The 10,798-nt window shown below is 63.8% G+C and carries 17 protein-coding genes and 1 tRNA gene; 6 read left to right on the plus strand and 12 right to left on the minus strand.

Features of this window, described 5'->3' with window-relative positions; translation table 11 throughout:
- The first annotated feature begins 72 nt into the window (after window positions 1-72).
- From aroA to WA070_RS08645, 6 genes are all read left to right on the plus strand, one after another.
- Entirely contained in the window at window positions 73-1,383 is a 1,311-nt protein-coding gene (aroA, locus tag WA070_RS08620; protein WP_422633753.1) for a 3-phosphoshikimate 1-carboxyvinyltransferase, read from the plus strand.
- Window positions 1,384-1,394: 11 nt separating this feature from the next.
- Window positions 1,395-1,643: a CBU_0592 family membrane protein gene (locus tag WA070_RS08625; RefSeq protein WP_422633754.1), complete on the plus strand. Its 249-nt coding sequence runs from the start codon at window positions 1,395-1,397 to the stop codon at window positions 1,641-1,643.
- The gene (gene cmk / locus WA070_RS08630) at window positions 1,640-2,275 is read left to right on the plus strand and encodes a (d)CMP kinase (RefSeq protein ID WP_422633678.1); all 636 of its coding nucleotides are present in this window, start codon (window positions 1,640-1,642) and stop codon (window positions 2,273-2,275) included. The genes WA070_RS08625 and cmk overlap by 4 nt, the downstream gene beginning before the upstream one ends.
- A gap of 170 nt (window positions 2,276-2,445) precedes the next feature.
- The gene (gene rpsA, locus WA070_RS08635; RefSeq protein ID WP_422633679.1) at window positions 2,446-4,158 is read left to right on the plus strand and encodes a 30S ribosomal protein S1; all 1,713 of its coding nucleotides are present in this window, start codon (window positions 2,446-2,448) and stop codon (window positions 4,156-4,158) included.
- Between the two features lie 161 nt (window positions 4,159-4,319).
- Entirely contained in the window at window positions 4,320-4,610 is a 291-nt protein-coding gene (locus tag WA070_RS08640; protein ID WP_422633680.1) for an integration host factor subunit beta, read from the plus strand.
- 57 nt (window positions 4,611-4,667) lie between these two features.
- Window positions 4,668-4,753: transfer RNA gene (locus WA070_RS08645), tRNA-Leu, on the plus strand.
- Between the two features lie 86 nt (window positions 4,754-4,839).
- Here WA070_RS08645 and WA070_RS08650 read toward each other — a convergent pair.
- The 12 genes from WA070_RS08650 to WA070_RS08705 are packed head-to-tail and all read right to left on the minus strand — an operon-like array spanning window position 4,840 to window position 10,793.
- Window positions 4,840-5,337, minus strand: a complete 498-nt coding sequence (locus WA070_RS08650) for a DUF1643 domain-containing protein (RefSeq protein WP_422633681.1) — start codon at window positions 5,335-5,337, stop codon at window positions 4,840-4,842.
- Window positions 5,334-6,554 (minus strand): tyrosine-type recombinase/integrase, encoded by a 1,221-nt coding sequence (locus WA070_RS08655; protein WP_422633682.1) that lies wholly within the window; start codon window positions 6,552-6,554, stop codon window positions 5,334-5,336. Before WA070_RS08655 ends, WA070_RS08650 begins: the two co-directional genes overlap by 4 nt.
- A complete protein-coding gene (locus WA070_RS08660) occupies window positions 6,547-6,801 on the minus strand; it encodes a hypothetical protein (RefSeq protein WP_422633683.1) in 255 nt (84 codons plus the stop codon). The genes WA070_RS08655 and WA070_RS08660 overlap by 8 nt, the downstream gene beginning before the upstream one ends.
- Window positions 6,801-8,375 carry a DNA cytosine methyltransferase gene (locus WA070_RS08665; RefSeq protein WP_422633684.1) on the minus strand — a complete coding sequence of 525 codons (1,575 nt, stop codon included), beginning with the start codon at window positions 8,373-8,375 and terminating at the stop codon, window positions 6,801-6,803. Before WA070_RS08665 ends, WA070_RS08660 begins: the two co-directional genes overlap by 1 nt.
- Window positions 8,375-8,785, minus strand: coding sequence for a hypothetical protein (locus tag WA070_RS08670; RefSeq protein WP_422633685.1), 411 nt, complete (start codon window positions 8,783-8,785; stop codon window positions 8,375-8,377). Before WA070_RS08670 ends, WA070_RS08665 begins: the two co-directional genes overlap by 1 nt.
- The gene (locus WA070_RS08675) at window positions 8,782-9,084 is read right to left on the minus strand and encodes a hypothetical protein (RefSeq protein WP_422633686.1); all 303 of its coding nucleotides are present in this window, start codon (window positions 9,082-9,084) and stop codon (window positions 8,782-8,784) included. Before WA070_RS08675 ends, WA070_RS08670 begins: the two co-directional genes overlap by 4 nt.
- Window positions 9,084-9,530 carry a hypothetical protein gene (locus tag WA070_RS08680; protein WP_422633687.1) on the minus strand — a complete coding sequence of 149 codons (447 nt, stop codon included), beginning with the start codon at window positions 9,528-9,530 and terminating at the stop codon, window positions 9,084-9,086. Before WA070_RS08680 ends, WA070_RS08675 begins: the two co-directional genes overlap by 1 nt.
- Window positions 9,530-9,955, minus strand: a complete 426-nt coding sequence (locus WA070_RS08685) for a hypothetical protein (RefSeq protein ID WP_422633688.1) — start codon at window positions 9,953-9,955, stop codon at window positions 9,530-9,532. The genes WA070_RS08680 and WA070_RS08685 overlap by 1 nt, the downstream gene beginning before the upstream one ends.
- Window positions 9,952-10,230 (minus strand): hypothetical protein, encoded by a 279-nt coding sequence (locus WA070_RS08690; RefSeq protein ID WP_422633689.1) that lies wholly within the window; start codon window positions 10,228-10,230, stop codon window positions 9,952-9,954. Before WA070_RS08690 ends, WA070_RS08685 begins: the two co-directional genes overlap by 4 nt.
- Entirely contained in the window at window positions 10,230-10,379 is a 150-nt protein-coding gene (locus tag WA070_RS08695) for a hypothetical protein (protein WP_422633690.1), read from the minus strand. The genes WA070_RS08690 and WA070_RS08695 overlap by 1 nt, the downstream gene beginning before the upstream one ends.
- Window positions 10,363-10,515 carry a hypothetical protein gene (locus WA070_RS08700; protein ID WP_422633691.1) on the minus strand — a complete coding sequence of 51 codons (153 nt, stop codon included), beginning with the start codon at window positions 10,513-10,515 and terminating at the stop codon, window positions 10,363-10,365. The genes WA070_RS08695 and WA070_RS08700 overlap by 17 nt, the downstream gene beginning before the upstream one ends.
- Window positions 10,512-10,793 carry a hypothetical protein gene (locus WA070_RS08705; protein ID WP_422633692.1) on the minus strand — a complete coding sequence of 94 codons (282 nt, stop codon included), beginning with the start codon at window positions 10,791-10,793 and terminating at the stop codon, window positions 10,512-10,514. Before WA070_RS08705 ends, WA070_RS08700 begins: the two co-directional genes overlap by 4 nt.
- Window positions 10,794-10,798: the final 5 nt, after the last annotated feature.

Here is a 10,798-nt window from a genome sequence, read left to right on the forward strand (position 1 = left end):
AGCCGGGCGCAAATTTTCCCGCCAGACCAGACTGGACCGATCGTGACCGTTTCTGCCGACCTGCCCCGCCCCATGACCTTTTCCGCCGCGTCGGCGCTGTCGGGGAAGGTGACCGTGCCGGGCGACAAGAGCATTTCGCACCGCTCGCTGATGCTGTCGGCGCTGGCCGTGGGCGAAAGCCGGGTCGAAGGGCTGCTGGAAGGCGAAGACGTGCTAGCCACGGCGGCGGCGATGCGGGCGATGGGCGCAGACATCGTGCGCGATGCGGACGGCATATGGCATATTCATGGTGTTGGCGTCGGCGGACTGCTGCAACCGGACATCGCGCTGGACATGGGCAATAGCGGAACATCGACGCGCCTGCTGATGGGATTGCTGGCCAGTCAGGATCTGACGGTGACGTTCGTCGGCGACGCATCCCTGAGCAAGCGGCCGATGGCGCGCGTCACCGAACCGCTGGCGCAGATGGGCGCGAGTTTCACGACCAGCCCCGGCAATCGCCTGCCGCTGACCATGCGGGGCGCTTGTCCGGCGGTGCCGCTGGACTATCGCCTGCCCGTCGCGTCGGCGCAGGTGAAATCGGCGATCCTGCTGGCGGGACTTAATACGCCGGGCATTACGCGCATCGTGGAGCCTGTTCCCACCCGCGACCATAGCGAACGGATGCTGAAAGGGTTTGGCGCGGATTTGAGCGTCGAAACGCAAGCCGACGGCACGCGCATCATCACGCTGGTCGGCGAAGCGGAATTGCAGCCGCAGCAGATCGTGGTGCCGGGCGATCCGTCCTCCGCCGCCTTCCCGATGGTCGCGGCCTTGCTGGTGCCGGGATCGCAGGTGAGGATCGACAATGTCGGGCTGAACGCGACGCGCGCCGGGTTGATCGACCTGCTGCGCGAGATGGGCGGCGACATCGCCATCGTCAACGCGCGCGAAGTCGGCGGGGAGCCGGTGGGCGACCTGATCGTCACGGCGTCTTCGCTGCACGGGGTCGAGCCTGACCCGGCCCGCGCGCCCAGCATGATCGACGAATATCCGATCGCCTTCATTGCCGCCGCACTCGCGCAGGGGCGCAGCGTGTTTCGCGGGCTGGAGGAATTGCGGGTCAAGGAATCGGACCGGATCGCCGCGATGGCCGCTGGGCTGCGCGCGATCGGCGTGAGCGTCGAGGAACTGGACGACGGCATCATCATCGAAGGCAGCGGCGGCGCGCCATTGACGGGCGGCGGGCCGATCGCCACCAAACTGGACCATCGGATCGCGATGAGCTTTGCCGTGGCGGGGCTGGTATCCACGGGCGGCGTCACCATTGACGATATGCGCCCGGTCGCGACCAGCTTTCCGACCTTTACCGCGCTGCTGACGACGATCGGGGCGATGGTATGAGTGCCGGCACGATGGAATGGGATCTGGCCAATATCGTCGGCATGGCTGGCAGCGCGATGATGGTGGCCGCCTATGGATATAGCAATGTGGTCAAGACGATGAACTTCGTCCTGTTCAACCTGCTCAATCTGGTCGGATCACTGTTGCTTATCTGGTCGCTGACCGTGCATTTCAATCTGGCGTCGATGACGCTGGAGATCGTGTGGACGATCATCGCCCTGCTGGGCCTTATCAAGGCGTTGAGGACAAAATCCGCATGATTATCGCCGTCGATGGTCCTGCCGCATCGGGCAAGGGCACCATAGCCAAGGCGCTGGGTCGTCATTACGGCCTGCCCGTGCTGGACACGGGCCTGCTGTATCGCGCGGTGGGCCTGAGCGTATTGAAGCAAGGCGGCGACCCCGATCATCAGGACGATGCGCTGGCGGCCTGTGGTTTTGACGACACGATCCTGGACGATCCGGCGTTGCGTAGCGAGGCGGTCGGCAGCCTCGCGTCGCGCGTGTCCGTGCATCAGTGCGTGCGCGATGCGCTCGTCGCCCGGCAGCGCGATTTTGCGACGCAGCCGGGGGGCGCGATCCTCGACGGGCGGGACATCGGGACGGTGATCGCCCCGGATGCCGACGCCAAGATTTTCGTCACCGCCAGCGTGCATGTGCGGGCCGAGCGCCGCTTTGCCGACGCCCTGTCCCATGGCGCGAACCCGGACATGGACACGCTGATCGCCGACATTCAGGCGCGCGATACCCGCGACATGAGCCGCGACCATGCGCCGCTGAAACAGGCGGATGGCGCGGACTTGCTAGATACCAGCGATTTGACTATAGAAGCGGCCGTCCGGCAGGCTGTTGCGCTTGTGGACGCCCAGCTTGAAGGTCGCTCCAGAAGCTGACCCGTCAAGGCGCTTGGCTTATGCCATGCGCCCTTTTCGCTTTTCAAAGCAGCGCGTTCCCAAGCCTCTAACGTGCGGGATATGTTCAGAATATTCGGTTCTGTGCATGCTTTGGCCAAAGACCATCGGATCCAACCGGTTGGCCAGCAATGATGAGTGAAGGACTACACATGGCCTCTACGGCATTCCCCACGCGCGACGATTTCGCCGCGCTTCTCAATGATTCTCTCGGTGGTGAGGACGGCGGCTTCGAAGGCCGCGTCGTCAAGGGCACCGTTACCGCCATCGAAAACGACCTGGCCGTCATCGACGTAGGTCTGAAGTCCGAAGGCCGCGTGCCGCTGCGCGAATTCGCGATGCCGGGCCAGAAGGCTGACATCAAGGTCGGCGACGAAGTCGAAGTCTATGTCGATCGGGTCGAAAACGCCCATGGCGAAGCCATGCTGTCGCGTGACCGCGCGCGCCGCGAAGCCGCATGGGACAAGCTGGAAGCCGAATTCACCGAAAGCGCGCGCGTCGAAGGCGTCATCTTCGGTCGCGTCAAGGGCGGCTTCACCGTCGATCTGGACGGCGCCGTGGCGTTTCTGCCCGGCAGCCAAGTCGACATTCGCCCCGTGCGCGACGTCACCCCGCTGATGGACATTCCGCAGCCTTTCCAGATCCTGAAAATGGATCGCCGTCGCGGCAACATCGTCGTGTCGCGTCGCGCCATATTGGAAGAAACCCGCGCCGAACAGCGCAGCGGCCTCATCCAGACGCTGGCCGAAGGTCAGATCATCGAAGGCGTGGTCAAGAACATCACCGATTATGGTGCGTTCGTTGATCTGGGCGGCATCGATGGCCTGCTGCATGTCACCGACCTGTCGTACAAGCGCATCAACCACCCTAATGAGATGATCAACATCGGCGACACCGTTCGCGTGCAGATCATCCGCATCAACCGCGACACCCAGCGCATCTCGCTCGGCATGAAGCAGCTGGAAAGCGATCCGTGGGAAGGCGCGAGCGCCAAGTACCCGATCGGTGCCAAGCTGTCGGGCCGCGTCACGAACATCACCGAATATGGTGCGTTCGTCGAGCTGGAGCCGGGCATCGAAGGTCTGGTCCACGTCAGCGAAATGTCCTGGACCAAGAAGAACGTCCATCCCGGCAAGATCGTTTCGACCAGCCAGGAAGTCGAAGTTCTGGTCCTCGAAGTCGATCCCGAAAAGCGCCGCATCTCGCTGGGCCTCAAGCAGGCACAGTCGAACCCATGGGACAGCTTTGCCGAGCGTCACCCGATCGGTTCGACCGTCGAAGGCGAAGTCAAGAATGCGACCGAGTTCGGCCTGTTCATCGGCCTGGACGGCGATGTCGACGGCATGGTCCACATGTCCGACATCGCGTGGGGCATTTCGGGCGAAGACGCGCTGGCGCTGCATCGCAAGGGTGAGGCCGTTTCGGCCGTCGTTCTCGACATCGACGTCGAAAAGGAACGCATCAGCCTTGGCATGAAGCAGCTTGAGCGTGGCGGTCCTGCCGCTGGCGGCACCACGGCTGCTGCTGCTGGCCTGAACAAGAACGCGATCGTTACCGTGACCGTCCTTGAAGTGCGCGACGGCGGTCTGGAAGTCCAGGCTGGCGACGATGGCGCGACCGGCTTCATCAAGCGCAGCGACCTGGGTCGCGATCGTGACGAGCAGCGTTCGGAGCGTTTCCAGACCGGCCAGAAGTTCGATGCCATGATCACTGGCTTCGATCGTGCCAAGAAGCCCACCTTCTCGATCAAGGCGATGCAGATCGCCGAAGAGAAGCAGGCCGTGGCACAATATGGCTCGTCCGACAGCGGCGCGTCGCTGGGCGACATTCTGGGCGAAGCGCTCAAGGCCAAGACCGAAGGCTAAACCCTTCGACCTTATCGCAACGCGGAGGCCCGCCGGACCAGATGGTTCGGCGGGCCTTTGTTTTTATTCCCATATCGAAACGATCTTCGTTGCTCCCTCATTGTCAACGCCTTGCGAAATCTCTATGCAGGTAACAGGCACGGTTGAGGGGCGAAGAACCGATGATCCGTTCGGAACTGATCCAGAAAATGGCCGACGAAAATCCGGGACTGAACCTCCCGGAGGTGGAGCGCATCGTCGATCTGTTTTTTCGGGAAATCGTTGACCGGCTGGCATCAGGTGGCCGGGTCGAACTGCGCGGCTTCGGCGCGTTCACAACGCGCGCCCGTGACGCCCGCACCGGCCGCAATCCCCGCACCGGCGAACAGGTGCCGGTCAGCGCCAAGCGCGTCCCCTATTTCAAGCCGGGCAAGGAAATGCGCGAACGGTTGAATGTGAAGGGCGAAAACTGATCGCGGGCTTGACCCGCTGCGCGCCAGCCGTCAGGGAAACATGATCTGCGGTCATGTGCGGACGTGGCGAAATCGGTAGACGCAGCGGACTTAAAATCCGCCTTCCCCTGGAAATGCGGGTTCAAGTCCCGCCGTCCGCACCATACTGAAATAACACGCTTTTCCGGCGCGCTTCGGCGTGGCCGGGTTTCGTCGTTCCGACAAGCCATTCCGACATTATTCCGACAAGTCAGCATAATGAGACGAGCGGCTGATCGCTCTTCACGTACAATGGGTGCCTTGGGTAACCGCCTTGTGTCGTTCCGAGGCACCTAAGATCTACACCGAGCGAATCGGCCTTTCCAACAATCGCAGCGCCCCGACCGCGGTGTGCTCCATGAGCTCCCCACGCTGCCAAGACTGGCAAGCCGTCCTCTTTCGCTTTGGCCATAATGTAGTCGATATACCCGTCATTCTCCGGTCCAATCGGGTCAGCGGCAGACAGCATTATCTCCGGCTTTGTCGCGCGAAAGGCAAAAAGGTTCATAACTATAATACCGCCGAATCCGTCGCGGCGCGCGAAAGCCTTGCAGCGCTTGATGGTAGGGTCATCGATGACGTCATCGGCGACGGATGGGTTGAGCATGATTATCGGCAGCGAGTGCGCGCTGCTTTGCCACTTGCGAGACAGTGAATACCGGAACAGGCCGCAGTCGGAGAACTTCACAACCTTCTCTATGTCGCTCATCGATCCACTTCCTTCCGCGCTCGCTCGGCGATATGCCGCTGCCTTGCCGTCCCAGCGCTCCGCGCCTTCTCCTGCGTCGCCTTGTTGTATGTCGCCGTCTGTTGCAACGTTCGATGTCCTGAAACCGGCCGGATGTCGTAGATCCCAGCGTCGCCCATCTCGGTCGCTCCGCCATGGCGAAAGCCTGTCATGGTGAATTCCTTGGGTAGTCCAGCCGCCTCGCGAATCGACCGCAGGCGCCGCCCGACCTCGCGCTCGGTGAAACGCTCACCGGTGCGCTCATTGATGACGATATGCCCCTGCCCCCGCTCCATGCGGGCAAGCTCTGCCTCCAATTCAGGATAGAGCAGCGCACCCCGCGCCCGGACATCAGGATCATCGCTATCGGGGTCAGGATCGCCGCGCAGGGGGATAATCTGCGTGTAGCCCGTCTTCCCCTGGCGCATGGCGAACTGCACGCCCGGCTGGTAATCCTCCCAGAAAAAGCCCCGCTCTTCGTCGCCCGGCTCGTTGATGTAGCCGAACACGTCCGACACGCGGCGCAGCAGTTCGAACGAAATCGCTGCAGCGGCAGCCATCGACTGATGCCCCATCTCGCGCGCCTTGGCCCGGAACAGATCATATTCCGCCCGCGTGTTCGCCCGGTTGCCCTTCTTGGCCGTCATCTTGATGCCCATGCGGCTGAACGGGTTCGGGTCTTTCACCCTCTTCGCGCGAATCGCCTCGTTCCACACGCGGCGGCAGACCTGCATGCAATAAGCGCCCTGACGCTCACCCTTCTGCTTGATCAGCAGTCGGTAAAGCGCGTCGGCATGGCTGGCATTGACCTCGACGGCGCGGCGCTGCCCGAACACCGTCGTCTTCAGCTGTACCGATTCCACGATCGCCATCATCTCGCGATAGTCCTCGCGGGTGCGATGGCTGGCTTCCAGAAACCGGACATGGCCGCGATACCAGCCAAACAGGGCCGACACGGTGCCCTCGGCTGGCCTGCCCTGCACACCCGTGCGCCAATCATCCAGCGCAGCATTTAGCATGTCAGCCTTGCCGATCGCGGCAGATAGGTCCGTGCCCAGCGCCTCCGATTCGACCGGGCACTCGCGGCCAAACTTCTCGGCTGGGGGCTTGGCCCAGCTGGGCCGTTCCCAGAAATAGGCCTTGCCGCCCTTCGCGAGCCGTTTCGCGCGCAGGTAGCGCGGCAGGATGATCTTAGCCACCTAAGCCCTCGAATTCGCTATCAATGTCGGTCGATGGCCCTCCGAACAGATTTGCCGTGGCCTTCTCCAGCTGCTCACGCAGATATACGACGGAGCCGTTGCGCCCCACGCGCCGGCCCGTGATCGATCCGGCATGCTCCAGGCGATCGAACATCTTCGGGGCAAGGCCGGTGTAATTCAGTGCCTCGTCGCGGGTGAAAGTGAAGGGCGGCGTGTTGAACGTCACCTGTGGTGCCGGAGCGCCCATTATGCAGCCTGCCTTTCCACGCGCTGGAGATAGTGGCGGATGACGTTGACCGGCATGGAGTTGCCCAGCGCCTTGTAGCGCGGGCCGTCGGCAATGCAGTCCGTCACGATCCTGTCGCCGTCCCTCCACACCGCCCGCCCCTCGATCGCCGCCAGTTCGGCTTCGTCGGCGTCGACGGTGCGCGTGCGGTAGGGGATGGCGGTGAAATGGTCGGGGAAGCCCTGGAGCCGCTCGCACTCGACCGGCATGAGGCGGCGCACTCCGGTTGTCGGCGAAGCGATGGCCGGCGGATGAGCCTTGGCCGAGAGCCCGTGGCAAGGATCTCCCGGCAGAGGGTTAGAGCCATTTTGCGGACTGGTGACCTGCGTCGTATCAAAGGCAACGACGTGCGGCTGGCCCGTCGTCAGGCTGAATGACGATTCCTCGCTGATCCCCATGCCAGCATCGCGCAGCCGCATCCGGCCCTCCGCGTCGGGCGACATGCTCTTCGCCTCACCCGTCCGACCAACGGCATCCGCATGCACGGTATAGGCGATAGCCATCTGCCCGCCTGCGTTCGCATGGCTCTTGGCGTGGCCAATCGCACGCAGCGTCGGGGCGAGATCCGTGGCGGCATCCGCGCCATAGTCCTTCGATGAAAACGCGACCGGCACAAGCGGCGTGCCGCGCCCGGTGCCGTCCTCGCTGACGTCGAAGCCTTCCCCGCGCAGACTGTGGGTGACGAACATACCGCCTCCGCTGTCAATGTGCTGATTATCCAGCCCCAACTTGCTACCAAATGAGGCGGTCAAAGTTGGCGCCGTTTCAGCGATCAATCCGCCATCGCAGTCGAAGTCGGTGCCGAGGCCCCCGCCTCCAGTGCTGCGGCTAGGGATCGTGGGAGCCGCTTGCCCCGGTTCCCGGCGCGGCGGATGATTCCCGTGCAGGCCAGCGCGCTCAAAAAGTACCGCAGCGGGATCGATCCCGTCCACAAAACTTGCGACAAGGATGACACGCGCGCGTCGCTGGGCCAGGCCGAAATATTGAGCGTCCGAAACGCGCCACGCGGCCTTTCCGAAGGGTCCATCAACCATGCCCGCACTAGGCCACCGTCCGCGTTTGAGTGGCGAAATGACGGGGGTATCGCTCCCGACAATTCCTGCCAGGAAACATCCGAAGGGGTTGTCGGCGTGGGAGAGGATGCCGGGGACGTTTTCCCAGAGGAACCCGCGCAGTGATCCGGCGCGTCGAAGAGCATGGACAAGGCGAAGGAACTCCATCGTGAGGTTGCCGCGTGCATCGGCCATGCCGCCGCGCAGGCCCGCGACCGAGAAGGACTGGCATGGGGTGCCCGCGACGAGCCATTGCGGCAGAGTGATGCGCAGGCGGCGCAGGAAGCGCACGCGAATGGCGGTGAAGTCGCCCCATAGGGCTGGGCCACCGCCGTTGCGGGCGCGGCGGGCGTCCTGCGCGCCGTGGCGGTGCGCCATGATGGCGCGGGGCGCGGCCTCGATCTCGGAGGCGAGTGTCCATTGCCAGTGCGGCATGGCGACTTCCGGTGCGCCGATGCCCGAGCAGACGGTTGCGGCGATCATCAGTCCGGCCTCCCGATCATCTCATTATGGACATGCACCAGCGCGCTGATCGTGGTGGACGCCACGTCATTGTCGCCGAAGCTCGCCACCACCGTGCGCTCCTTTGTCTCGTCATCCTGTGCGACAATGTGCAGGCCGTCGGCTGGCCATATCTCGTTTTCCGCCAGGCTTGCCGGGTGACGATGGCTTTCGATCCAACGCAGGTGCCAGTTGGCGGTCAGGGCGTTGATGGCTGCGTTGATCGGGTCAGGCGCTTTCACCGGCACGCCATGTTCGTGGCAGAACTTGCACAGGGCCGGATTGCCTGAGCAGTGGTTGAGTATGCCGGACGCGCTCTTCACCGCGTGGCGCGGCCCCCAGCGGGTGGGCGTCAGGACGAAATCGTCGGTGTCGGTGCCGAACTTGCTCATTGCGGCTCTTCCGCCGGCGTCACGCGCAGATCGATATCGATGCCAAGAGCGCTGCGGAGTGCGGCTGTTGCGATCTCAATGTTTATCGTCGGCGCCGCGTCAGCCTGCACCACCAGTTGCGCCGATAGCGACGGCGTCGCCCAAAGCGCCAGGGGCAGGACGGCTGTCATGGATACCGCACGCTCATCCCGATCGAGCGCGGGCGCGCGCCTAGTTAGCCGGACATCGCCAGCCTTGCTGAATGTCAGCCAGAACGCGAAATGAAAATTGTCGCCTGATTGGTATGCGTGCAGGCTCATCAGAAATCCCCCGGCGCGACCTGCGCGCAGATGATGCCTTCGGCGCGCCACATGGCGACGACGCTGGCGCGATCCTCAAAGATCAGGTCGGGTTTGCCGCGTTCGAGCATCCAGGATCGCTTGAGGCGATAGTCCGCCGTGCGATCGTCGCCTGCGCGCATAATGACTGGCAGTTCCCCCAGCCCGTGATCGCGCAACCATTGCTCGGTCGCGGCACGGCACTTGTCGGAACGGCCGGTCCAGATCTCCAGACGATGCCCGGCGTCGATCAGTGCCGCCGCCGTTGCCTGAATGGGAAAGATGGGCGTGTCCGCGTGGCACTCGGCGTGGAAGGCGTCCCAGTTCTGTTCGGGCCACTCCGCCTCGCCGCTGGTCGGCAGTGCGATATGGTGCAGGCGATGCTCGCAGTCGGCAAGCGTGCCGTCGAGGTCGAAGACGACGAACATCAGGCGGCCTCCCCTTTGCGGAAGCCGCCATCGCTGGTCAGTCCCTGCGCGCGCTTGAACGCCTGCTTTTCGAAGATACGCTTGCGCATTTCCGGGCTGTCGATGCGATCGAACTCGGTGAGGGATGCACCCTTCATGTCGACGTCACGGCGGAAGCAGAACGCGGCCAGGGTGACCATCACACCACCAACTTCCTGCGATGTTTCTCCGACGGGCCGCCCATAGACATAATCCACAACGCGGGACACCTCAGCGGGCGTCATGCCTTCAGCTTGGGCAAGTTCCAGTGCCTCTTCCAGGAACCGCATGATCCGTTCGAGCGGGTCCATGGCGATTTCCTCGCCAAAGACCTCCACCATCCATTTGCCGACAGCGGTCTGGAAGTCGCCCATGTCGCCGCGCAGCTTGCTGGTCAGATCGGTCATTGTTCACTCTCCCGCTGGCACGGGTCGATGTCCGCGCAGTCGCCTGTGCAGACCGGGCACGTGCATTCGTCGCCCGGATCGGATTGATGCGCAGATCGACCGGCCTCGACGGCCGACCTGCTGGGGTGAGGTGACGGCCTTGGGGAGAGGGTCAGGTCGTCCGAGGCTGCCGCCTGCCGTGCGGAGGGGGTCGGCACGGCAGGCGGGATGGGATTGTGCATCAGGGCGCGCATGCGGGTGAGGCGCATCATGGCGATGGCGGCATAATCCAGCATCACTGCGCCCCCGTGATCGCGCCGGTCGCCCGGCACAACATCGCGAGCAACTTGAAGCTGAACAGCAGGATGGCGGCCATGCCCATGCATCCGCCGAACAGGATGATGCGCGACACGGCGGAGCATGCGGGATCAGGGCCGATCGACATGAACGCCCTCCCCCATGAGCAGCGCGGCGATGGCCTTGTCGGCATAGATCTGGAACTCGCGCAAGATCAGGGCGAGCGCGGACAGGCCAGCGAGGGTGATGAGCGCTTGTGCGGCGAGGTGGAGGGCGGCGCTCATGCGACCATCGCCCCGCGGTGCGGCGTCGCGGCCAACCCCTGCCCTGCGGCAGGCTCCAGCTGCTCGGCGGCGGCCAGCATGCGGCTGGCACCATTAATGAGCAGGTCGCGGGCCGCCGCGCTGTCGGTGAGCAGGATCTCGTGCGCTTCGCTGGCGCAGTGGCCCGCGATGTTAATCAGGTCGACGGGGCGCAGCGGGTTCTGCGCCGCGCGATATTCGCCAAGCCGGGACAGCGTCTGCGCGACGGCTGATCCAATATGGTAGCTGGGGATGGTCATGATGA

Origin of the sequence: Sphingobium sp. (assembly GCF_049304695.1) — a bacterium.
Lineage (GTDB): Bacteria > Pseudomonadota > Alphaproteobacteria > Sphingomonadales > Sphingomonadaceae > Sphingobium.